The sequence below is a fragment of the Streptacidiphilus sp. PAMC 29251 genome (assembly GCF_054208735.2).
The window spans coordinates 9,273,554-9,296,497 of the sequence record NZ_CM135725.2 but is presented as its reverse complement, the minus strand read 5'-3'; the positions used below and the strand labels follow the sequence as shown (position 1 = coordinate 9,296,497).

18 protein-coding genes and 2 pseudogenes are annotated in these 22,944 nt (G+C 69.9%); 7 read left to right on the top strand and 13 right to left on the bottom strand.

Annotated features, from left to right (window positions below; all coding sequences use genetic code 11):
* Nucleotides 1-234: 234 nt before the first annotated feature.
* Nucleotides 235-1,962 (top strand): cholesterol oxidase substrate-binding domain-containing protein, encoded by a 1,728-nt coding sequence (locus tag ACXKR8_RS44395; protein ID WP_458270205.1) that lies wholly within the window; start codon nucleotides 235-237, stop codon nucleotides 1,960-1,962.
* 52 nt (nucleotides 1,963-2,014) lie between these two features.
* Here ACXKR8_RS44395 and ACXKR8_RS44390 read toward each other — a convergent pair whose 3' ends face one another.
* Nucleotides 2,015-2,467: a nitroreductase/quinone reductase family protein gene (locus ACXKR8_RS44390; RefSeq protein ID WP_458270204.1), complete on the bottom strand. Its 453-nt coding sequence runs from the start codon at nucleotides 2,465-2,467 to the stop codon at nucleotides 2,015-2,017.
* Between the two features lie 272 nt (nucleotides 2,468-2,739).
* Here ACXKR8_RS44390 and ACXKR8_RS44385 point away from each other — a divergent pair.
* Nucleotides 2,740-4,828: pseudogene (locus tag ACXKR8_RS44385) on the top strand (phosphocholine-specific phospholipase C).
* A 56-nt stretch (nucleotides 4,829-4,884) separates the two neighbouring features.
* Here ACXKR8_RS44385 and ACXKR8_RS44380 read toward each other — a convergent pair.
* On the bottom strand, nucleotides 4,885-5,523 hold the full coding sequence (locus ACXKR8_RS44380; protein ID WP_458270202.1) for a hypothetical protein: 639 nt from the start codon (nucleotides 5,521-5,523) through the stop codon (nucleotides 4,885-4,887).
* A gap of 67 nt (nucleotides 5,524-5,590) precedes the next feature.
* Here ACXKR8_RS44380 and ACXKR8_RS44375 point away from each other — a divergent pair, with 67 nt between their 5' ends.
* On the top strand, nucleotides 5,591-5,965 hold the full coding sequence (locus ACXKR8_RS44375) for an MmcQ/YjbR family DNA-binding protein (RefSeq protein WP_458270201.1): 375 nt from the start codon (nucleotides 5,591-5,593) through the stop codon (nucleotides 5,963-5,965).
* A 29-nt stretch (nucleotides 5,966-5,994) separates the two neighbouring features.
* On the opposite strand, the gene ACXKR8_RS44370 is transcribed toward ACXKR8_RS44375, so the two are convergent.
* The 7 genes and pseudogenes from ACXKR8_RS44370 to ACXKR8_RS44340 all read right to left on the bottom strand — a co-directional run bounded on the left by ACXKR8_RS44370 (nucleotide 5,995) and on the right by ACXKR8_RS44340 (nucleotide 13,364).
* Nucleotides 5,995-6,690 carry a S8 family serine peptidase gene (locus ACXKR8_RS44370; RefSeq protein ID WP_458270200.1) on the bottom strand — a complete coding sequence of 232 codons (696 nt, stop codon included), beginning with the start codon at nucleotides 6,688-6,690 and terminating at the stop codon, nucleotides 5,995-5,997.
* A gap of 177 nt (nucleotides 6,691-6,867) precedes the next feature.
* Nucleotides 6,868-8,268, bottom strand: a complete 1,401-nt coding sequence (locus ACXKR8_RS44365) for an IS1380 family transposase (RefSeq protein ID WP_458266600.1) — start codon at nucleotides 8,266-8,268, stop codon at nucleotides 6,868-6,870.
* 100 nt (nucleotides 8,269-8,368) lie between these two features.
* The gene (locus ACXKR8_RS44360; protein ID WP_458270199.1) at nucleotides 8,369-9,127 is read right to left on the bottom strand and encodes a S8 family serine peptidase; all 759 of its coding nucleotides are present in this window, start codon (nucleotides 9,125-9,127) and stop codon (nucleotides 8,369-8,371) included.
* Nucleotides 9,128-9,502: 375 nt separating this feature from the next.
* Complete coding sequence (locus tag ACXKR8_RS44355) at nucleotides 9,503-10,597, bottom strand: ISAs1 family transposase (RefSeq protein WP_458266617.1); 1,095 nt, start codon at nucleotides 10,595-10,597, stop codon at nucleotides 9,503-9,505.
* A gap of 775 nt (nucleotides 10,598-11,372) precedes the next feature.
* Nucleotides 11,373-12,376: pseudogene (locus ACXKR8_RS44350) on the bottom strand (IS5 family transposase).
* A 60-nt stretch (nucleotides 12,377-12,436) separates the two neighbouring features.
* Nucleotides 12,437-13,048 carry a WXG100 family type VII secretion target gene (locus ACXKR8_RS44345; protein WP_458270198.1) on the bottom strand — a complete coding sequence of 204 codons (612 nt, stop codon included), beginning with the start codon at nucleotides 13,046-13,048 and terminating at the stop codon, nucleotides 12,437-12,439.
* A 22-nt stretch (nucleotides 13,049-13,070) separates the two neighbouring features.
* Nucleotides 13,071-13,364 (bottom strand): hypothetical protein, encoded by a 294-nt coding sequence (locus ACXKR8_RS44340; RefSeq protein WP_458270197.1) that lies wholly within the window; start codon nucleotides 13,362-13,364, stop codon nucleotides 13,071-13,073.
* 253 nt (nucleotides 13,365-13,617) lie between these two features.
* Here ACXKR8_RS44340 and ACXKR8_RS44335 point away from each other — a divergent pair, with 253 nt between their 5' ends.
* Nucleotides 13,618-14,199 (top strand): transglutaminase-like domain-containing protein, encoded by a 582-nt coding sequence (locus ACXKR8_RS44335; protein WP_458270196.1) that lies wholly within the window; start codon nucleotides 13,618-13,620, stop codon nucleotides 14,197-14,199.
* Here ACXKR8_RS44335 and ACXKR8_RS44330 read toward each other — a convergent pair.
* From ACXKR8_RS44330 to ACXKR8_RS44320, 3 genes are all read right to left on the bottom strand, one after another.
* On the bottom strand, nucleotides 14,178-14,633 hold the full coding sequence (locus ACXKR8_RS44330; RefSeq protein WP_458270195.1) for a DUF5958 family protein: 456 nt from the start codon (nucleotides 14,631-14,633) through the stop codon (nucleotides 14,178-14,180). The genes ACXKR8_RS44335 and ACXKR8_RS44330 overlap by 22 nt on opposite strands.
* Before the next feature lie 97 nt (nucleotides 14,634-14,730).
* Nucleotides 14,731-15,354 carry a DUF6518 family protein gene (locus ACXKR8_RS44325; protein WP_458270194.1) on the bottom strand — a complete coding sequence of 208 codons (624 nt, stop codon included), beginning with the start codon at nucleotides 15,352-15,354 and terminating at the stop codon, nucleotides 14,731-14,733.
* 59 nt (nucleotides 15,355-15,413) lie between these two features.
* A complete protein-coding gene (locus ACXKR8_RS44320; protein WP_458270193.1) occupies nucleotides 15,414-16,778 on the bottom strand; it encodes an MFS transporter in 1,365 nt (454 codons plus the stop codon).
* 80 nt (nucleotides 16,779-16,858) lie between these two features.
* Between ACXKR8_RS44320 and ACXKR8_RS44315 the strand changes: the two genes are divergently transcribed.
* Nucleotides 16,859-17,356, top strand: a complete 498-nt coding sequence (locus tag ACXKR8_RS44315; RefSeq protein ID WP_458270192.1) for an ArsR/SmtB family transcription factor — start codon at nucleotides 16,859-16,861, stop codon at nucleotides 17,354-17,356.
* A 56-nt stretch (nucleotides 17,357-17,412) separates the two neighbouring features.
* On the opposite strand, the gene ACXKR8_RS44310 is transcribed toward ACXKR8_RS44315, so the two are convergent.
* Complete coding sequence (locus tag ACXKR8_RS44310) at nucleotides 17,413-18,612, bottom strand: glycoside hydrolase family 64 protein (RefSeq protein WP_458270191.1); 1,200 nt, start codon at nucleotides 18,610-18,612, stop codon at nucleotides 17,413-17,415.
* 196 nt (nucleotides 18,613-18,808) lie between these two features.
* On the opposite strand from ACXKR8_RS44310, the gene ACXKR8_RS44305 reads away from it, so the two are divergent.
* On the top strand, nucleotides 18,809-20,251 hold the full coding sequence (locus ACXKR8_RS44305; RefSeq protein ID WP_458270190.1) for an SWIM zinc finger family protein: 1,443 nt from the start codon (nucleotides 18,809-18,811) through the stop codon (nucleotides 20,249-20,251).
* 64 nt (nucleotides 20,252-20,315) lie between these two features.
* A complete protein-coding gene (locus ACXKR8_RS44300; RefSeq protein ID WP_458270189.1) occupies nucleotides 20,316-22,898 on the top strand; it encodes a DUF6493 family protein in 2,583 nt (860 codons plus the stop codon).
* Nucleotides 22,899-22,944: the final 46 nt, after the last annotated feature.

Here is a 22,944-nt window from a genome sequence, read left to right as displayed (position 1 = left end):
GTTTTTTGAGCAATAACTGACAGATCGTCATTCAGTATCTGACGCACCGTCATTGACTTCTCGCGGTGCCGGTTGGATTCTCTGGTTCCACCACGGTCCAGCACAGGCCCGCGCCCCTGTGCGACTCCACCGTCACCTTCACCCGGCCTGCCCGCCCCCACGGCCAGCGCCGGGGGCACCGCCATGCCCGCCCCCACCCGGTCGCGCATGCCCACCCCTCTGCGGAGGTCAGTCATGGGATCATCCAACCTCTCCCGGCGCACGTTCCTCGGCGCGGCCGGGGCCACAGCCGCTCTCTCCACCCTGACCTGGACGCCCGCGTTCAAGGTCACCCCCGCCGAGGCGGCCACCCCCGCCCCGCCGAGCTTTCCCAGCAGCATCAGCGTCTATCAGCAGGCCTGGTCCAACTGGTCCGGCGAGATCTCCGTCAGCCCGACCTGGACCTGCGCCCCCTCCTCGCCCGCCGACGTGGTCACCCTCGCCAACTGGGCCAACGCCCAGGGCTGGAAGCTGCGCCCGCGCGGCATGGGCCACGGCTGGTCGCCGCTGCTCGAACCCAACGGCGCCACCGGCAACATCCTGCTGGTCGACACCACCCAGCACCTCACCGCCGTCACCGTGAACGGCGGCAGCAGCCCCAGTGTCACCGCCCAGGCCGGCATCACCATGCTGAACCTGATGACCACCCTGGAAGGCGCCGGATACGGGCTGACCAACACCCCCGCCCCCGGCGACCTAAGCCTCGGCGGGGTCCTCGCCATCGACGGCCACGGCAGCTCCGTCCCGGCCAGCGGCGAGACCCGCACCGCGGGACACACCTTCGGCTCGGTCAGCAACCTGGTCATCTCGCTCACCGCCGTGGTCTGGGACTCGGGCGCGGGCGCCTATGTGCTCAAGACCTTCCAGCGAAACGACCCCGACATCGGCGCGTTCCTGGTCCACGTCGGCCGCGCGTTCATCACCGAGGCCACGCTGCGGGTCGGCGCCAACTCCCGGCTCCGCTGCCAGAGCACCTACACCACCAACGTCGGCACCCTGTTCGCCCCGCCCGCCTCGGCCGGCTCCAACTCCTTCGCCTCCCTGGTCAACCAGAGCGGGCGGGTGGAGACGATCTGGTTCCCGTTCACCACCGTGCCCTGGCTGAAGGTCTGGACGGTCAGCCCGAACAAGCCCTTCTTCTCCAAGGAAGTGGACAGCCCCTTCCCGTTCAGCTTCGCCGACTCGGTCACCCCGGACGAGTCCTCGCTGATCTCGCAGATCGTCGCCGGGGACGTCTCGGTCACCCCGACCTTCGAGAACCTCGAGATGAGCATCGTCGGCTCCGGACTCATCGTCACCGGGACCTGGGACATCTGGGGCTGGGCCAAGAACACCCAGCTCTACGTCAAGCCCACGACGCTGCGGGTGACCGCCAACGGCTACGCCATCCTCTGCGCCCGCTCCGACGTGCAGCGGGTCGTCAGCGAGTTCTACACCTACCTCAACGGCGCGCTGAACACCTACAAGGCGCGCGGCCAGTACCCGATGAACGGCCCCTGGGAGGTCCGGGTCACCGGCCTTGACAACCCCGCTGACAGCGGGGTGACCGGCGCGGTGCAGCCGCTGCTGAGCGCGCTGCGGCCGCGTCCGGACCACCCCACCTGGGACACCGCCGTGTGGATGGACCTGCTCACCATCCCGGGAACGCCGCAGTCCCAGCAGTTCTACCGGGAGACCGAGCAGTGGGTGCTCGGCAACTACACCGGCAACTACGCGGCGGTCCGTCCCGAGTGGTCCAAGGGCTGGGCCTACAACGGCACCGCCGCCTGGACCGACCCGACCATCATCGGCAGCACCATTCCGGCCGCCTACCGGGCCGGGCAGCCCTCCGGCAGCAACTGGGACACGGCGCTGTCCATCCTGGACCGCTACGACCCCAACCGGGTCTACAGCAACACCTTCCTGGACGGCCTGCTGCCCTGACCCGCTGACGCCGGACCCCGGACCGGATCGGGCCTGCTGCTGACGTTCGGCATCAGGCCCGGTCCGGTGCCAGGACCATGACCGGCGTCAGGATCATGACCGGGAGTCGGCGGCCCGCCAGGGCCTCGTGCCGGTCGTAGCCGCCGTACACCGCCAGCAGCAGCGGCCAGAGCCGGTCCCGTTCCGCGGCTTGCGCCTCGGCGGCGGTGACCCGGAAGACGTCCCGGCGGTAGCGGACCGTGCCGCCGCCCGAGGCGAGGAGGTTGTGGTACCAGCCCGGGTTGCGCCGGGCGCCGTTGTCGGAGGCGACGACGACATAGCGGTCGCCGTCGCGGAGGAAGACCAGTCCGCTGACCCGCAGCCGGCCGCTGCTCCGGCCGAGGGTGGTGAGCAGCAGGATCGGCTGCCCGAACCAACTCGCCCCGAGCAGGCCGCCGGTGGCACGGTAGACGACATTGCAGGCGCTCAGCAGGGCGCGGCGCAGTGCACGGGGTGTACGGGGCATGGGTGGAGATCGCTCCTCGGTCCCTCGGCTGGGTCTCTGCCAGCATGCCCGCTGGGCGTCCCCCGCACCGCAAGGTTCGCGGAGCGTTCCCCTCCGCGCCGCCCGCAGGTCGCGGGCGGTTACCTCTCGCCCGGCGAGACTGTGCCGTCCGCCGTTCGCCGTCAGCACACCTGTCAACACCTCTGACAGCGCCTCCGTCAGCATCGCCGTCAGCGTCGGCGCAGTCGTTAACCCCTCAGTCGCGGACGCGAACCCCAGGAGCCACACCACCCATGAGCGACATCAACCGCCGCAGGTTCATCCAGCTCGCGGGCGGCACCGCCGCCGCGACCGCCCTGTCCAGCAGCATCGCCCGCGCCGCGTCCATTCCGGCGAGTCGGCGGACCGGCACCCTCGCCGACGTCGACCACATCGTCGTCCTGATGCAGGAGAACCGCTCCTTCGACCACTACTTCGGGAGCCTGCGCGGCGTCCGGGGCTTCGGCGACCCGCACCCGGTCACCCTCCCCAGCGGAAAGCCGGTCTGGTACCAGTCGGACGGGAAGGGTGTCGGCGCCAAGGACGTGCTGCCGTTCCACCCGGACGCCAAGAACCTCGGGCTGCAGTTCCTGGAGGACCTGAACCACGACTGGAACGGCGGCCACGACGCCTGGAACGGGGGGAAGTACGACCGCTGGGTGCCCGCCAAGACCGCGAGCACCATGGCGTACCTGACCCGTGACGACATTCCGTTCCACTACGCGCTCGCCGACGCCTTCACCGTCTGCGACGCGTACCACTGCTCGCTGATCGGCCCGACCGACCCCAACCGCTACTACATGTGGACCGGCTGGACCGGCAACGACGGCAAGGGCGGCGGCCCGGTCATCACCAACGCCGAGGCCGGCTACAACTGGACCACCTACCCGGAGCGGCTGGAGCAGGCGAAGGTCAGCTGGAAGATCTACCAGGACGTCGGCGACGGCCTGGACGGCGACGGCTACTGGGGCTGGACCAACGACGCCTACATCGGCAACTACGGCGACAACTCGCTGCTCTACTTCGACAACTACCGCAACGCCCAGCCCGGCGACCCGCTCTACGAGAAGGCCCGCACCGGCACGGACAACAAGAACGGCGACGGCTACTTCGACATCCTGAAAGCCGATGTCAAGGCCGGCAAGCTGCCGCAGGTGTCCTGGATCGTCGCACCCGAGGCCTTCACCGAGCACCCCAACTGGCCGGTCAACTACGGCGCCTGGTACATCGCCCAGGTGCTGGACGCGCTCACCGCCGACCCCGAGGTGTGGGCAAGGACCGCCCTCTTCATCACCTACGACGAGAACGACGGCTTCTTCGACCACGTGGTCCCGGCGTTCCCCGCGGCCTCGCCCGCCCAGGGCGGGTCCACCGTGGACACCACCGGCGAGCTGCTCGACCCCCCGGCCGCGACCGGCTTCGCCAGCGGCCCGTACGGGCTGGGGCAGCGGGTGCCGATGCTGGTGGTGTCGCCCTGGAGCAAGGGCGGCTACGCCTGCTCGCAGGTGTTCGACCACACCTCGATCATCCAGTTCATCGAGCAGCGCTTCGGCGTGCACGAGCCCAATATCTCGCCCTGGCGCCGCGCCATCAGCGGCGACCTGACCTCGGCGTTCGACTTCGCGCGCAAGGACACCAAGGTCCCGGCCCTGCCGGTGACCAGCGGCTACTTCCCGCCGGACCGGGACCGCCACGCCGACTATGTGCCGACCCTGCCCGCGCACCCGGAGCTGCCCCGGCAGGAGCCGGGCCGACGCCCGGCCCGCGCGCTGCCGTACGACCTCGCGGCCAACGCCCGTGTCAACGCCGTTGACGGACGGCTGACGGTGGACTTCGCCGCCCACGGCCGGATCGGAGCCAACTTCCTGGTCACCTCCACCACCCACGCCGGCGGCCCGTGGACCTACACCGTCGGCGCGGGCGCGAAGCTGGCGGGGACGTGGACGGTCGACGCGGACGTGGCGGGGGCGTACGACTTCACCGTGCACGGGCCCAACGGCTTCCTCCGCCGGTTTCCAGGGGCGGGTCGGGACGCCGGGGGTCGCCGTGACGGTCCGTCACGACGGAGGCAGTGGCGGCAACGGGGCGGTGCTGCTGGACCTCGTCAACCACGGTCACAGCACCGTCCACGTCAGCGTCAAGGACGGCTACGGCGGCCGGACCACCAGCCACCAGCTGCGCCCCGGCGCACGGGCCACCCACACCGCGCGCCCGAACGACACCCATGGCTGGTACGACCTGACGGTCAGCTCCGACCACGACCCCCACTTCGCGCTACGCGCGGCCGGACACGTCGAAACCGGCAAGGAGAGCACCACCGACCCGGCGATCGCCGCCGGCTGACGGGGACGTCGGCCGGGAACGGCCAGTCGAGAGGCTCCGTCAGCTCGTCGGTTCCGTCAGTTCGTCGGTTCCGTCAGTTCCGCTGCGACTCCGCGCCAGCCGGCCCGGTCGTGCTCCTTGGGCGCGATCTGGCTGCCTGGCGCGGAGAGGCGGGGGAACCAGCGCTTGTACGCTGCCACGTCCGGCTTGCGTCCACGGTGGGCGAGCATGGTCGAGGCCGCGTGGTAGCGGACCAGGTACTCGTCGTCCCGGACCGCCCGGGCCAGGCAGGCTGTCAGTTGCGGAGTCGGGGCGAACTCCCGCAGGGCGATGGCGGCGTCGATCCGCACGCCCCAGAACACCTCCGAGGCGTCGAGCACCGCAGCGACGGTGGCCGACCACTGCTGATGACCGGTCAGCACCAGTAGTGCCTGCGCGGCGCGCACCCTCAGCTGTGGCTGGCCCGTCGTCTCGGCGGCGGCGGTCAGCGGGCCGACGGCGGACAGCAGGCCCAGCTCCCGGATCCCCTGCGCGGCCAAGGCGTCGCCCTCGGCGAGACCGACCAGCAGCATCCGTTCGGCTCGCTCACGTTCGGCGCCGCGGGTCGCGCGCAGGGCGGCGAAGTCGGCGCCGTCGTGCCAGACCAGATAGGGGTCACCGAAGACCGCACGGCGGTAGGAGTTCCAGTCAGGGTCCTTATCGGCCGGAATGGCCATGCTCAACCCACCTCTGGCATTCGTGTCCTGGTTTCGATCACCCAGTCTGCACCGGCAGAATGTGCGGATGAAGCCGCACACACTCAAAATCGCCTGCCTGAAGTTCAACGGCGCGGAGGAGACCTTTCCGTTCAACCCGGAGACCTCGGTCTTCAAGGTCGGCGGGAAGGTCTTCGCACTGACCGCGCTGGACAGTGAACCGCTCAAGGTCAGCCTCAAGTGCGACCCCGAGGTCGCCCTGAGCCTGCGCGAGACCTATCCGGCGATCACCGGCGGCTGGCACCTCAACAAACGCCACTGGAACACGGTGACGATCGACGGCTCGATCCCGGACACGCTGCTGCGGGAGATGGTCGAGGACTCGTACGACCTGGTGGTCGCCAAGCTCCCCCGCAGGCAGCAGTTGCTGCTGGACTGGCCGGGCGCCAACGCCCCGCGCTGACGACGGGTCGGGGTCGGGCGGTCCGTCAGTCAGCGGTAGGAACGGGGGTCGGGCGGATTCCCACCACCGTCCGCGGGGGGCGGCGGGGCCTGCGGGGGGTACTGGGGCGGCGCCTGCTGGGGGTACTGCGGTGGGTACTGCGGCTGCTGGTACTGCGGCTGCTGACCGGGGTTGTTCCATCCCCCCGGGTAGACGGACTGGCCCGCCGGAGGCGGTGGCTGCATCCCCGGCACCGGGCCAGCGGCAGCGGACCGCCTGCGGCGACGCCTGGAGAGGACAACCAGCGTCACCACAAAGGCGAGCAGGAGCACCAGCACGGCAACGGCGATCCCCACCACGAGACCTGTACTGCTGCTACTGGCGGTACCTGACGGCTTGGCGGCAGGCCCGGCGGCAGCACTGCTCGTGTTCTTGTCTCCACCACTGCCGCTGGCCAGAGGATCCATAGCCTGCTGCAACGGCCCAGCAGCCGGCCCGGCGGCAAGCGTGGTGTTCAACGCCGCGTCAGGCCGCAGGATGCCGTAGCCATAGTGCGGATCCGGGGTCGTCTGACCAGCTTTGGCGTTGGGATCGGTAGCGGTCTTGATCAGACGATTAATGACCTGACCAGCAGTGAGCTGCGGAAACTTAGACCGAACAAGCGCAGCGGCAGCAGACACGTAGGCAGTGGCGAAGCTAGTGCCATCGCCAAGGGCATACTGAGCCCGAATCCACCGGCTGATCATTTCGGGGTTGCTCTCCTGCCCGTGGACGGTCGGCCGCTGGGGGCAACAGGTTGAGGGTGTGCGGTAGCCGCCGTGCGCGGGTCGCGGCCTGTCCGAGGGGTTGTGCGGGGTCGGGAGCGGTTGGTGGCGCTGTCGCCGGTGGCCGTCGGGCCGTCGCGGTGCGGGATCTTGTGGCGGTCAGGCCGCCGGGCGCGGCGGTGGGGAGTGGACGGCCTCGAACAGGGCGGTGAAGGCGTCGCGCCAGGGCCAGTGCTCGGGCAGATGCACCGTCAATTTGGTGCGCGCGGTGCGCGCGAGCCGGGCCGGGACGTGGACCAGGTGGGCGCGCAGGGTCGCTGTGGTGGCCTTGGCGTGGAAGACCGAGGTCAGCGCACCGGCGGCCCGCAGCAGGTTGTGCGACATCGCCCACAGGGTCAGCCACGCGGCGTTGGCCTGGAAGTTCCCGGACGGCAGGTGGGCCAGAGGCCCGGACTTCCCGTCCGCGATCACCTGCTCCACCACGGCGTGCTGCCGGTGGTGCAGTTCCGCCTGCAGCACCGCGAAGGAGCTGTCGGTGAAGACGGGGTGGTAACGCCAGGCGGTGAACAACTCGCCCTGACCCTGGGCCACTTCGGCGTTCAATCGGCGGACCCGGCGCACGATCAGCCGGGCGGTGACGTGCTCGGACTTCCTTCGGCCGGTGAAGGCGGTGTAGGGGATCTCGGCGACCTCGGCGTCGGAGACCATCTCGCCGGTGTCGGGGTCGACGAAGGCGTCCGGGTAGCGGATCGCCGTCCAGGACTCCTGCGGGATGCGGGAGATCGCGCCCGCGATGGAGGGGTTCATGCCGGTGGTCAGGGAGAATCGGGCGCCGGCCCGGCGGCAGGCGGCGACCACGTCGGCGGTGTAGAACTTGCTGTCCGCGCGGACCAGGCGGATCCCGGTGCCGCCGGTCTCCTTCGCTATGGCCAGGGCCTCGCTCACGAAGCTCTCGGCTCCGCGGACGTCGGCGGCCTTGCCGCGGCGCAGGCGGACCGCGCCGATCACGGGCCGGGCGATCGGGGTGGACAGGGTGGCCAGGATCGGGTGCAGGGTGCGCTGGCCCTTGAGGCGGCCGACCTGCGCGCCCTGCTTGGCGTGGCCGTACACGCGGCGGTGGGTGGGGTCGATGTCGATGAACATCAGTGTGTCGGCGCCGGGCAGCAGTGGGGTGCTGCGGGCCAGTCGGGCCAGGAAGTCGCGGTGAACGCGGTGGAGCTGGCGGTTGTGGCCGTGGGTGAAGGAGCGCAGGAAGGTGCCCAGGGTGGAGGGCGCGCGGACCGAGGTGAAGGCGCGGTCCATCGCGCCGTGCCGCAGCCGCGCCGCGTCGTCGATGCTGTCCGCGCCCGCGCACATCGCGCTGATCAGCGACATCACTTTGGCGGCCGGGTTGGCTCCGCCGCTGTTGTCGGCGCCCTCGATGCGGAGCGCGGACGCGGCCAGTTGCCGCAGGCCGGCCCGCTCGGCCAGCCGGACCAGCGACAGCAGCCCGGCATCGGCGATCAGGTTCGGCTCGTCGAAGACGGCGGAAACCGCTGTGGCGGCATGGCAGGATTGCATCTCGCGGATGTTCTCTCGTTCTGGCGACTTGGTTCTGTAGGAAGTCCCATCGTCCCAGGTCAGAGGGCATCCGCGTCGTTATGTCCAGGCCTCGGACAGGTCATTCATCGGTGGATTCGGGCTGAGTGTCGGTTCCATTGTCATCGCCGAGAATTCCTGCGGCTGGCGCAACGAGTACCAACCCTGAGCCGAAGTTAGAGCCACTCCAGGGACTACCATCTTGCGTTGCACCGCCAACAGCCACTACTCCCGGGTAGGCCGCGGGATACTCGATCGCCTCTGCACCGTCATTCCCAGCCGCTGCGACTACAACAACGTTGTGGGCTTCAGCATAAGCAACGGCCGACTCCTCGCCAGAATCCTTGCCAACGCTTCCCAACGAGATATTGACTACCGCCGCCCCGTGATCGACGGCATACCGAATTGCTTCACCAACCTGCACGTAGCTATTCGACGCGGTAACGCTCACGGTCAATGGGAGGATCTTTGCTCCTGGGGCCAATCCCATAATACCGTCAGAGTCGTTTGTGCCATGCCCGTGCCCTGCAATCAGGCTCGCGATGAGTGTTCCGTGCCCGGCAGTTGAATCCGCTGGAACCGAACCACCCGAGAAGTCCTTTCCAGTAAGAACTTGACCGACAAGGTCCTTGTGTGTGGATCTGACGCCGCTGTCAATCACAGCAACGATGACATCTTTACCCGTAGAAAGTGGCCAAACGCGCTGCTGAGCCTTAAACGCTTGAAGCGCCCACTGCTTGTCGCGAGCCGCGTCCGCATGCGCCGCTGGAGCAGTTGTCAGAAGCAACGCTCCTGCTGCTACGGCAGCCGCCAGGGAGTGCAGTGCACCCTTCAAATCCATGCTCAAATCCTCGTTCCCAGCACATGGTCCATCTCGGCAGGCCTGACGCTATGGACCTTACACACTGACCCGCGGTCAGCTGATGACCGCCGGATTCGCCTGCACGCCGGAAGCCCATGACTCCTCGTCCTCAACGAGGTAGTGGGCACGAGCACGGCGCTTGCGCTTCTTGCCCTGCTTGCTCGCGCCCCCAGCTCCGCCCATCATTCCGGGACCACCCTGCTCAGCGCCCTCACCCGTCGCGCCAGCACTCCGTGTCTCGGAACGAGCCTCGATGAATCCCTCACTGGTGCCAGCCCTATTGGATTCATCCGCGCCCAGGATTCCGCCCTCGGACAGCCCGCCTGACTCCCAGGGCTGTTGCAAGGTCGGATTTCATGGGTGAACGTGCAGGTCAGTAGGGATGCCGAAGAGTTCGAGCGGGGCTGTGTGGGGCGCGAGGGCCATGGCTCGACGTGCATCGGCGATGGAACTCCCGCTCCTGCGGAGGAAGTTCATGGCGACTGACCTCAAGGTGGCCATGTTCTGGGCTCCGTGGCGGGTGCGGATGCGGGAGGCGTCCTCGCCGAAGGCAACATCACGAACGTAATGGATCTTGTTCTCCACTCCCCAGTGGCCGCGGACGTAAGCCCCGATCATCTGCGGGTCGGCCTGCGCCGACGACAGGTCCGTGATCACGTACACCGTCTCCCGCGAACGCTTCCCGGTCTTGCTGTCGGTGCGGTGCCGAGTCAGCCGGGCCACCTGTCGCAGGTGCGGAAAGTCGAGATCGTTCCAGGTCACGGCCTGGATGATGCGGGTCTCCACCCGGCCGTGCGCTCGGACCGTGGACCGGGAGGACGTGCTGACCCGTTCCCAGGGCACCGCCCGGCACGCCGTCCACAGCTCGGGCTGGTTGCGCTTGACCGTGAAAACGTAGTGTGCACCGAACTCCTCGACCAGCACCCGGGCATGGTCACGCTGCGTATGCAGAGCATCCGCCGTCACCACCGCCCCCGCCAGGTCCAGCACCGACAGCAGCGCCGCGAACCCGGTGATCTCGTTCGTCTTGTCGGGAACCCGCTGCTGCGCGACCAGTGTGCCGTCCTGCACTATCGCCCCGAGTACCGTCACCGCCTGCCCGGCCTGGTCCCGCGAGCCCCGCAGACATTTGCCGTCCACCGCCACCTCCCGCGCCTGGACCGCAAAGGCTCGCAGCAGCCCCTCCAGCCCGCCGGGCATCACAGCACCGACTACCCGGCGGATTGTGGACGCACTCGGCGCCCTGACCAGCCCGAAGACCCCGCAGCGGCGCAATCCGAGCCGCTCCAGCGTGGACGCCGGCGCCGCGGCCGCCCACTGCCCCATCGCCCGGAACGACTCGAACCGGCACGACAGCGCGCACAGCGCGACCAGCAGCACCGCACCGAGCGGATACTGCCGCCCACGCGGATCACGCGGGTCACGCAAGCCGTTGACCAGCGCGAACACCGTGGCACCAGGCGACACGCTCCCCGCGCCCCATGGAAGCCGACTGGACATGGCAGACTCAGGAATCACCGAAGCTCCGTTGTTTGTCGAGGACTTGTGAGGTCATCGACCACAACGGAGCTTCGTCTATCCCGGACACGGCACGCTGACCAGCGAGTTCACAAGATTACCCGACCTTGCAACAGCCCTGGCCTGACTCCCCGAAGCCGCCGCTCTCGTCTTCCCCTCCTGGCCGCGCGAGTCCCTCTGCGGAGATCGCGTCCGACTTTCCGAATCTGCCTTCGGCCTCAGCTCCGGCTCCCCCGCGCCCGGCGCCAGTACCGATGGGCATCCCACCAGAGACGCCTCCGATACCACCCTCGCCAAGCCCCCCAGAGCCTCTTCCGTCGCCAAGGCCGTGCACAGTTCCTGTACTAGTCACCCCGTCACCTGGACCAGCGGCTTCCCCAGTACCGCCTACGCCGGGGGTGACGTCCTGAATAGTGGTGGTCTGTTCTGGCGGTGGGGGGATGTGATCGCCGCCTGACACTCCATCGTTAGGCGCACCGTCACCAACCGTATTCCCAGAACTGGGCCGTGACGGGTCGATGGCCTGGGTAGAGCCGACGGAGCCAGCTTCATCGTCCTTGACCAGACGAACGCCACCGCCGGTCCCGGGACCGGCAATGCCAGCTCCATCCTTGCCAGTCACCGGGCTGCGCTTGGTCGTGACAGGTGGCGGAGGCCAAACCACCGGATCTCCGGAAAAGCCGCTAGGGCGCGTATGTGGTTGTGATCAATTGGTGGGTCGGGTGAGGTCTTTGATCCAGATCATTGAGGCGCGTAGGTTGACGCCGGCGAGGTAGCTTTCGGGGGTCTTGTCGTACCGTGTTGCGATGCCTCGCCAGGCCTTGAGCTTGTTGATCAGGCGTTCGACGGTGTTCCGTTCCTTGTAGAGCTCGGCGTCGTGGTTCACGGGCCGACCACCGCCGGAGCCCTTCCTCTTGCGGTTGGCGGCCTGGTCGGTCTTCTCCGGGATGACGGCCTTGATACCGCGTTTGCGCAGGTGGGCGCGGTTGCCGCGGGACGAGTAGGCCTTGTCCCCGGCGACCGCGTCGGGCCGGGTGCGTGGGCGGCCGACAGGCACGCGGACCCGGACCTTCTTCAGCACGGGGATGAACTGCGGACTGTCTGCGGCCTGCCCGACAGTCAGGATGAACGCCAGCGGTCGGCATTTCCGGTCGGCGGCGACGTGGATTTTGGTGGTCTGCCCGCCTCGGGACCGCCCGAGCAGAGCGGCCTTCAGGCGGAGCTTGCGCCGGCGCCGGATGCGCCGTCGCTCCTCCCGTTCGGGGTCGACTTCTACATCCTGACCGTTTTGTTCTTCAGTGGCGCCCCCTTTGACCTGGCCTTCTCTTCTTCCGTGGCAGCCTTCTCCAGTGCGGTGAGCACGTCCTCGCCCATGTGCATCCCTGCGGCGTCGTGGTGAGCGCGCGCGGTGGTGGAGTCGATGCTGACCAGGGACAGGTCCACCTCGCCTCGCTTCGCGGCCTCCGCGATCAGGCTTTCCAGCAGGGTCTCGAACACGCCTGCGTCCCGCCACTGCCGGAAGCGATTGGAGACTGTCGACCAGGCTCCGAACTCCTGCGGCATCTCCCGCCACTGCCCGCCGGTTCTGAACCGCCAGATCACGCCCTCGAACTGCTGCCGCAGTTGCGCGGGATACGGGCCGTACTCGCCGATCGGCAAGTACGGCTCGATGAACTCCCACTCAGTGTCGGTCAGTTGCACTCTCGTCACCCAAGTAGATCTACCAGCCCAAGCCCCGCCGGGAGGGCGAATCCCACAGAATGATCACGATCAGATACGCGCCCTAGGCGCCTCGCCGATCATCTGCGCCGCGCCGTTGTACGAAGTCTCCAGGGTTTCCATCACCGCAATCGCCTGCTGGTGACGCTCCTCCATCAGTGACAGCTCGCCGCCGTCCTGGTGGATCGCCTGGCTTCGAGTCATGCCGCTGCTGAGGTCCTGCTTGAAGTCGTGGTCGCTGGTCTCGCTGGTGACCTTGCGGGTGAAGCGATCCCACTTGCTCGGCACGGACGGCATCGCCTGCTTCGCCGCCCGCAGCGCCGCCGCCGCCGTGGAGACGCCCGTGCCGGCGTTGGACGCGTACTCGGCGCCGTTGCCCAGGGCCTGGTAGAGCTGTTCGGCGCGGGTGGCGAAGCCGTCCGCGGCGTCGCCCTCCCAGTGGCCGAGCGCAGCGGTGGTGTGCGACTGCAGATCGGTCTGCGCAGCGAGCAGCGCCTTGTTGATGGCCGTCCAGCGGGCCGAGATGCCGTCCAGGGTCCCCGGGTCGGCGTGTTCGATCATCGCGCGCAGGCCGAGCAGGCCGCCGCCCTCGCTGCCGGCGAAGTCCGTCTTGAACTGGGCGGGGCCGTCTCCGCCACCGCCTGAAGCTGCTGCTGCCGACATGCCCGCCCCCGTCCTGCCTCGGTCAGCTGTTGGTGTAGAGGTCCTGCTTGGTCTGGGTCTCCTGCTGCGCGTAGTTCGCCGCGACCTGCTTGGTCTGGCCGCCGTACTCGTCGATGAAGGTCTGCAGCTTGCTGATCATCGAGGCGATCCAGGTCTGCATCGAGTCGTGCGTCGACAGCAGGCCGGTCGCGCCGGCGAAGTTCTGGCCGAGCACGCCTTCGCCGATGGTCGTGTCGTACTTGGCGCTGCCCTTGGTGCTTGACAGCTCGTCCGCGATCGCATGCAGCTTCGCGACTGTCTGCTCCAAGGAGCTCACGTCGACCTTGTATCCAGCTCCCACTGCGCCCACCCCCTGTTACCGCGCCTGCGCCACCCGAGCCACTGACATCTTCGAGCCACCATCATAGAGAACGTGCCCGCACCACCCGCAACTCGGTTGGGGCGTTGCGATTCGACTCACACATCGGCACTTTCACCGTCATCATCCCCCTGCTGCGAATGTGACACGTCCGCGCGGCCCGCAGCCGCTCCCTCAATTACCCCGAAAGGGGTGCATCTACGATCGGCCCATGACCACCACCGCACCGGCCCTCACCGTCCTGCCTGGCGACTACCTCGCCGCCGACCCGATAATCGACCACACCCATCCGGCCATCCGCGCCGCCGCGGCCTCCCTGCTCCGCGCGCAGGACGAGGTCGCCACCGCGGATGCGGTGTTCACGTTCGTGCGGGACGAGATCCCGCACTCCCACGACATCGACGTCTGGAGCGCCGCGTATGTCGCCTCCGACGTGCTCGCGCAGGGGAATGCCATCTGCCACGGCAAGTCGCACCTGCTGGCCGCGCTGCTGCGCGCCAGCGGCATCCCGGCCGGGCTCTGCTACCAGCGGGCCGGACTGGTGCACGGCCTCAACGCCGTTTACCTCCAGGGACGCTGGGTCCGACTGGACGCCCGGGGCAACCGGCCCGGCGTGGACGCGCGGTTCTCGGCCGACCCGGCCGACGAGCGCCTGGCGTTCGCCCTCGACCCGGCTCGCGGCGAGATCGACTACCTGACCGTGCACCCGGCGGTTCCGCCCCGTCTCCTCGCCGGACTACGGCGGGCCGTGCCCGGGGAAGCCGGCTTCGACTACCTTCCCGGTGAGCTCTGATCGAGCCCCGACGCCCCCTGGCACTCCAGTTCCGTATCGGCCCCGGCCGTGAGCTGGTGCCAGGCGTGGGTGCATCCGTCAGCACAGAACCGCTCCCGACGACGCTTGTCGGCCACCCCCAGTAGGGCTACCAGCAGCCGGAATGCCTTCACCCGCTCGTTCTGGGGCAGATTGACGATCTTCGTCAGCTGCACGTGCAGCTGCCCACGCTCCAGCAGCACAGCCGGAGTATGCGTCGGCCGGATGCCGGCCAGACGCACACTCTCGGGGCCGTCCTCCGCCGTCGCGCGGGCCTGGATGCAGAACTCGCGCAGGTACCGCAGGACCTCAAGCTGCTCGTCGGCGCCGAGGTCCTCGAACCACTCGACGCCCGACCCGAGCGGACGCAGCCCCTGCGCGAGCCTGTTCAGTCCGACGACCGCGCGCTCGTCCATCCACCCACCCCATGACTCGGCTCGGACCAACCACCGCTGCGGGCTATCGAAGCAGATCGCACCGTATGACTGGAGCAGCAGCGCTCCATCGAGACGGTCAGTTCAGGCCGGTGGCAATCATCGCGCCGTAGACGAGGCTGCCGGCGGCTGCGGCCAGGGGCCAGACGGTGAGGAGGCCGAGGAGGCGGTCGCGGGTGGTGCGGGCAAGGAGGAGGGGGAGCAGGGCGGCGATGGCGAGGTAGACGCAGCCGTCGGCGGTGTAGTGGAGCAGCAGCAGGTGCCAGAGGCCCTCCATGGCGAAGACGCCGCCGATCACGCCCAGTGAGGCTGTTCGGCGCCACCATTGTTCGTCCTGCCACCAGGCTCCGGCCGTGCCGAACAGGGGGCCTGCCACCAGCGCGAAGGCCAGCCAGACGGCAGGGGCGTGCAGGGCGCCCATGCCGTCGCGGGCGAACTGGGCGTAGCCGTAGTAGCCGGCCACGGCGCCGACCTGGGTGGCCGCGCCGGCCGCGAACGTCCGCCAGTCCGGGCCGCGCCGGACCAGGACGCCCGCGACGTAGGCGGCGACCACCCAGACCGCACCCGAGTTGGCGAACATCCGCAGGCTGTCGGGGAGGACGCCCTGCAGGATGTTGGTGACCGCGCCGAGGACCAGGCCTGCCAGCAGGGCCGCGGCCAGCACCAGGCTCGTACGGGCAGACGGCTGTGGGTCTTCGGGCATGCGGATATGATTGCATACTCGGTATGTATCCAGGACTCCGCTGCTCAGGACTCCGCTGCTCAGGGCTCGCTGGGCACCGAGGCGGGCGCGACAGAGGCCCCCTCCGCCGCGGGCCCCGCGACAGCAGGCCCCACCGCGGGCCCCGCATAGGACGGCAGTTCGCGCATCCTCCGCAGCGGGGACAGCAGGACGGGCAGGAAGGTGAGCGACTGGCCGATCGCCCCGGCCAGCAGCGTGCCGCGGACGCCGATCGTCGAGCCGAGCAGGCCGCCGAGCAGCGCCCCGAAGGGCATCGTGCCCCAGACCAGGAACCGCATGGTCGCGTTCATCCGGCCGAGCAGCCCGGGCGGGGCCAGCGCCTGCCGGAAGCTGACCTGGTTGATGTTGTAGACCACGATCCCCATCCACATCGCGACCTGCGCGACCGCCAGCAGCCCCACCGTCCAGTCGCGCTGCACGAACGGGGTGACCAGGGCGCAGGGCCCGGCGACCGTGCTCGCGATCCAGATGGCCGGGCCCTGGCCGACCCTCGCGGCGAAGCGCCCGGCCACCAGCGCGCCGATCAGGCCGCCCACCGCCGCGGTGGAGGTGAGCAGGCCGATGATGCCCGGCGGGAGCCGCAGTTGGCGGGCGAGCAGCACATAGAACACGGTGGAGATGATCGAACCGAAGAAGTTGGCCGAGCTGGTGCACATGGCGATGGCGCGGAGCATCCTGTCGCCGAACACGAACCCCAGGCCGTCCCGGATCTCCCTGAGCAGGTGGGAGTCGGGGCTGCGCTCGGGGCGCGGCGGCCGGACGTCGATCCTGGCCACCCACGCGGCCGACCACAGGAAGCTCACCGCGTCGACGAGCACCGCATAGGGCGCGGTGAGCGCCTGGATCAGCGCGCCGCCGAGGCTCGGCCCGGCGATCTGGCTGACCGACTCGCTGGCCTGCAGCTTGGCGTTGCCCTCGACCAGCAGCCTGCGGTCGATCAGCTGCGGCAGGTAGGACTGATAGGCCACGTCGAAGAAGACCGTGCTCACCCCGGTGGCGAGCGCGACCACGTAGAGCTGCCAGATCGTCAGCACACCGAGCAGCTGGGCCACCGGGATCCAGGCCAGCAGGGCGGCCCGGACCAGGTCGTTGACGATGAGCACCAGGCGGAGCCGCATCCGCTCCACCCACGCGCCGGCCGGCAGGCCCACCACCACGAACGCGGCCGTCTCGCACGCCGCCAGCACGCCGACCTGCCAGGTGTCGGCGTGCAGCACCAGGATGGCGACCAGCGGCAGGGCCAACTGGCTGATCATCGTCCCGAACTGACTGACCGTCTCTCCGGCCCACAGCCGGCGGAAGTCGGAGTGCCGCCACAGTCCGCCGCGGTCGGCCTGACGGGCGGGCGTGGTCTCGGCAGGGGCAGGGGTAGGGACAGCGGTCATGGGAGCCACCGTGACGGAGTGATTGGGTTTTGTCAATCACTCCGTCACGGCACACGGTGGCTGTCAGTACGATGCTGACCATGACCGAACGCCGACCGGCGACCGACGAGGAGGCGAAGGCGCTCGCCTCCGCCCTCCGACTGCGCATCCTGCGCATCTGCCTCGGTGAGGCGCGCACCAACAAGGAGATCGCGGCGATCCTGGACCGCGATCCCGCCAGCGTGCTGCACCACACCAGGACCCTGGTGCGCACCGGCTTCCTGGCGGCCCAGGAGGAGCGGCGCGGCACGCGCGGCGCGCGGGAGATCCCCTATCTGGCGACACGCAAGTCCTGGCGGCTGGACGCGGCCGCGCAGGACCGGTCGATGCTCGACGCGTTCCTGGAGGAACTGGCTCTGGCCCCCGCGGCCGAGGTGGACAGCACCCGGCTCGGACTGCGGCTGCCGCCGGCCGAGATGGACGAGTTCCAGACCCGGCTCCGCGGCCTACTGGAGGAGTTCGCCACCCGACCGGACGATCCGGCCGCGCCCGCCTGGTCGCTCTTCGTGGTGCTGCACCCCGACCCGAACCGGCCCTGACCAGAACCGGCCCGTACCCGAACCGGCCCGTACCCGCAGACAACTAGGCTCGAAGCTCAGTTGAACGGGTCGAGCGTGATGTACGCCTGCTGCGGGTTGCTGTCGTTGACCAGCGACTCGAAGTTGCCGACGTCGTCGAAGGCGAAGGCGTAGGCCTTGCCGTCGACCATCTGGGCGTGGATCTTCCGGGCGTACTGGTTGCTGACCGTGTCCTGGTAGAAGTCCGCCGCGTTGGTGTCCGGCTGGTTGGCGTCGGTCAGTAGCGTGGCCCGGTTGTAGCCGGCGCACAGGGTGCGCGAGATCGGGCCGCGGACCAGGTCGTTCGGCGCGTCCAGCAGCTTGTAGCAGCCGAAGATGCTGTCCGAGTCGGGCTTCTGGAACGAGGTGACGACCGCGCCCGCGCTGTTGGTGAAGTTCATGGTGTTGCCCGAGACCCGGCCGTAGTACTTGGTGTTCGGCTGGTCGGCGAACGGGGTCACGGTGAGCGTGGAGCTGCTGTACTTCGTCCAGACCCGGTTGACGTAGTCGGCCATGACGGTGGCCGGGAGGGCGCCGTTCTCGATGCCGTGGCCCGGCGCGAGGGCGCGCAGGATCGTTCCGTCGGCCCGGGTCTGGATCAGGTTGCCCCAGCCGCCGGGCTGGCCCTTGAGCGCGTTGAAGAAGCCGGCGTAGCCGCCCGGCTTGAGGTGGCCGGTGCTCTTGGTGGTCCCGTCGGCGAGCTTGACGCCGACCGCGTACGGGGCGGAGAACATGTCGACCTGGGTGCTGTTGATCCACAGCCCGGAGCTGTTCAGCGTGTACTCGGTCCAGTTGAACAGGATGTTCTCATTGGGGTCGGACGGGTTCTGCACCGCCGGCTGCACCAGACCGCCCGTGGTGAGCTTGAAGACCAGCTTCTGCCCGTAGGAGAAGTAGACCCGGCCGGAGAACTGCGGCATCCGCAGGGTCAGCGCGTGCCCGTTGGCGGGGCCTGCGATGGACGCGTCCGGTGCGGCGATCGGCGGCTGTGCCCCGGCCGGCCAGGCGTGGAAGGTGCCGTTGGCGTCGGCCCAGCCCTGCTGGCCGGTCGAGAGCAGCGTCCCGATGTCGTAGATGTAGACCTGGTCGCTGCGGCCCGAGTTGTTGGTGAAGGTCAGCGGGATGGTCGCGGGGACCGCGGCCTCCGCGCCGGATCCGATGCCGACGGCCGCGAGGCCGGCTCCGACCAGGGCCGCGGCGATCGCCGCGGCCAGCAGCTTTCTTCTTCTGGCGTGCATGTGCTTCCTCCTCGTCAGGTGGACTTGCCTGGGTGGAATATGACGGAATGGAACCCTTGCGGGCATTTTTGAGAGCGCTCTCAGAATTGACCGATGATGGGAACCTGTCAATGGAATGAGCACACTTTTCCAGCGCCATGAGGCCCGGGGCCGCACTCACCAGGGAGTGTAAGTGGGCTGGTCTAGCGTTCCGGACATGACGCAAGCCGTGCAGGCGTACGCCTACCTCCGCTCCTCGTCCGTCCACGACTCCCCCGCCGGCCGCAGCCTCGCGCTGGAGACCTCGGGGGGCGCCACACCCGCCGGGGCGGTGGCCAACCCGCGGTTCTTCAGCGGGTTCCTGACCGCGCCCGGGCCGGCCGCCGCCGCGCTGCTGGCGGTCGCCGACGTGGCCGCCGCGCGGTACTACCAGCCGGGGTTGCGGGCCTCGCTGGACCCGGTGGTGACCGCCAACGGCGACCGGCTGCGCTTTGAGTCCTTCTCCGGCTGCTGCGGCGTCTACGCCCGGCTGGACGTGCTGGCAGAGGGGCTGGACGGTGGCGAGATCGGCTACGGCACCACCAACATCGACGTCAACAACCCGCTGCGGGAATCACTTTCGCGGATCGGCGCGGCGGAGCCGCTGCACCTGGCGGTGGGCCCGGACGCGTTGGAAGTCACCGCCTTCGAGGGCTCGGTAGTGGAGAAGAAGGTCCCGTTGCCGGAACGCTGGCTGCGCGGTTTCGCCGAGACCCAGGTGCTGGCGGCCCGCTTCGACCTGCGGGCGGAGGTGCCCGCGGCGGAGGCGGTCCGGTTCCTGCGCTCGCTGCCGCGCGGCGGCGGACGCTCCGGCGCGCGGACCGCGCAGTGGGTGGTGCCGGCCGGGCGCACGTTGCGGCCGACCAGCCGTCCGGTCCCTGGCGCGGTCTGCCTGCCGGGCCCGGAGCGGCTGGCCGCGCTGCAACGGGTGCTGCGCCACGCGCTCGCGCTGCGGGTGTACGGGCCGCCGGTGGCACCGGCCGGCGGACCCTCGGCCGGGCCGGCTGCCGCGGCGTGGGAGGTGGTACTGCCGGGGATGCGGCTGACGCTCACCCTTTCGCCCGACGCCTCGCGTGGATTCTCCGGCGAGGGCGGGGTGTTGGACGCACTGGCGGACGAGAGCAGCGCGGCGGACGCCGAGTTGGTGTCGGTGCTGCTGGCCTGGGAGCCGAGGATCGACCCGGCCGAACTGGCCGAGCAGGCAGGCCTTTCCACCGCCCGCGTCCGGGCCGCGCTGACCAGGTTGGGGACGGCGGGTCAGATCGGCTACGACACCGCGGAGAACGCGTTCTTCCACCGCCAACTGCCCTATGACTCCGGTCGGGCCGAGGCCCGGAACCCGCGGCTGCGGGCGGCCCGGGCGCTGGTCGGCGCCGGTGCGGTGCGGCTGGAACCGGGCGGCGCGGGGGCAGTGGTGACGGGGGCCCTGGTCACCGTGGACGACCATGTGCAGCGGGTGCGGTGTGCCCCGGACGGGGCGATGAGTTGCAGCTGCCTGTGGTGGGCCAAGTACCGGGGCGGGCGCGGGCCGTGCAAGCACGCGCTGGCGGTGGGGCTGGTGCTGCGCGGCGGCACGGACTCCGCTGTGGAGCCCGCTGTGACGCAGGGTGGTGCGCGATGAGTCTGCTGACTCTGGTGCAGGTCGGGGATGTTGACGGGGTGGCGTGCACATCAAGGGAATTGCGGTGGCTCAGTGCAAAGCGGAGCTGCTGCGGTTGAAGGGGTACCGGAAGGAGATACGGAGCGAGGCGTGGAGCCGTCCCACCAACGAACTCACCGCGTTGACCCTCGCCGGGGTGGCCTGCAGCAGCGCTCCCTCCGCCGCCGCGGCCTGGCTGAGCAGTCGCAGCCTCGGTGGTTCTGACGCCTGGAGGCATCCTGCGTTGCTGACAGTGGTCCAGAGCCGACCGGTGGAATGGCAGGCCGCGGTGGTGGCGCGGTTGGCCGAGCGTTCGCCGTCGGCCTGGTGGCCCGGGGAGTTCGAGTTGCTGGAGTACCTGGTGCGTACGCTCGGATGCCCGGTGCCCACCTCGGACGGCTTTGTCACCGAGTGGCAGCGGGCCAGGTCCTGGCCGGAGCGCAGACCTCTACCGGTAGGGGACACCGCGCCGGGCGACACCCTGTGGCTGCGGCTGGCGCAGGATTCGTTTGCGCCGTTGCTCGCGCCCCGGCTGTTCGAACTCCCCGACATCGGGGACCGGCTGCTCCACACCCGGGAGGCGGGGGAAGCCGACCACGGCTGGCCGGCCTGTCTGAACCGACTCGCCGAGCAGGGCGTCCTCGACCGCTCCGAACTGATCGATGCCTGCCTGGCCCGGCTGGTGCGGGGCGGTCGGCAGGGCAACCAGCGGGCCTTCCTCAAGCTGCTGCTGGCCTTCGCGCCAACCGTGGCGGAGAACGCCGCGCAGGTCAGGTCCTATCTGGCGCTGCTCGACGCCGAGTCCAGCATCGCGGGCCATGCCCAGCAGGTGCTGACCGCGCTGGACCAGGCCGGGCTGCTGGCGGACGACCTGCTGGTCGAGGCATCGGCGACGGTGCTGTTCCGGTCCGAGAAGAAGCTGGTCCGGGCCCAACTCACCTGGTTGGACCGGGCGGTGCGGCAGGCTCCGGAGCGGGCCGACCCGCTGGTGCTGGCAGCCTCGGACGCCTTCGGCCATCCGGACGCCGAACTGCAGGAGCGGGCGCTTAAGTTGATCGACCGTCATCTTGGTGCGGCCGGTGAGGCCATCCTGCCCGAACTGCGGTCCGCCGCTGAGGCGTTGAACCCGGCCCACGCCGCCCTGGCCGTGCGGATCCTGGGCGGCGAGCTGCCGCAGGCCGCGGCCGAGGCCTGCGTCGAGCTGCTGCCGCCGGTGCCGCAGCACCGTCCGGTGCCGGAACCGCTGGGCAGCCCGGCCGAGGTGGCCGAGGAGCTCGGCGCGATCCTGGCGGGCGACGGGGACGTGGTCGCCTTCGAGCGGGCCCTCGACGGGCTGGTCCGACACTGCTACCGGGACCGGGCGGCGCTCACCGAGGCGCTGGAGCCGTTCTGCCGGGTCCACCCCTGGCGCAGCCGCGTGTCCTGGTGGGACTGCACCGAGCAGGAGATCCGCTATGTCGCGGCGGCGGTGTCCGGGCAGATCCCGGTGCGGCGGGTGCTGACCGCGCTGCAGCAGTACGGTCCGCTCAGCCGACGCGACGACTCGCCCTTCGGCCGGGTGCTGGCCGGACGGATGGAGGAGGCGGCCTGGCGCTGCATGACCAAGCCGCTCCCCTTTCTGCTGGCGACCCCGACCTCGTCCGGCGGCACGCTGACGGCCGAGGCGCTGGTGCAACGGCTGGCCGAGTACGAGTCGCTGGGGGTGGCAGCCGGGGTCGCGGACCTGAGCCAGGCACTGCTCCGGGTCGTCCCGACCGAGGATCCCGACCTGCTGGCCGCCGCCGAGCGGCTCGGTTCCAAGGCCGGTAAGCGGACCGCACGTTGGCTGAAGTCCGGGGGCCTGCCGCACCAGGCGTCGCTGCGGATGGCGGCTGGGCCGAAGCAGGGAGCACCAGCCGGCCGATCCGGCCAACAGGCGGTTCAGCGCATAGTGGTGGAGCTGCCCGGCGTGCACCTGGACGAGCCGCTGGGCCCGGACGCGACGCGGCTGCTGCAGCACTACGCGGCCTCACCGTCCGGGCGGCCGCTGGTCTCCTGGGCTGCCGCCCCCGCGTCCCGGCACTGGATCGCCGTGCTGCCCCGGCACCGGGAGGAGCTGGCGGCCCTGCTGCTGGACCGGTTCGCCACCGCGGCCGACGCCGAGGGCCGGGGCGGGCCGCTGCTGCTCCCCCACCTCGCCGAGGCGGAGGGGCCGGCCGGCCCCGCGGCCCACCTCGCCGTCGGCTACGGTCTTGGCGCCCGCTTCCCGGAGGACCGGGCCGCGGCGGTGGACGCGCTGCTGGTGCTGGCCGCGCGCGGCGATCTCGACGGCGGGCGGCTCGGCCGGGAGCTGGCCGAGCTGGTGCGGCTCGGCGCGGTCAAGCCGAACCGGCTGACCCAGTCGGTCCGCGCCGCCGCCGAGACCGGGGCCTACCGGACGGTGTGGTCGGTCCTGGCCGGGGCGCTGCCGGGGCTGCTCGCCGACGCACCCGCCCGCGGCACCGCCGAACTGCTCGCGCTCGCCGCGGACTGCGCGCGGCGCAGCGAGAGCCGGGGCGAGATCCCCGCCGTCACCAAGGCCGCGGAGGCGCCGGGCGCCGGGCGGTTGGCGAAGGAGGCGCGAGCGCTGAGGGAGGTGCTGGCCGGGTAGCGGCCCGGCGTCTGGCTGCTGGGGGCTGCAGGCGCCATTGACGACC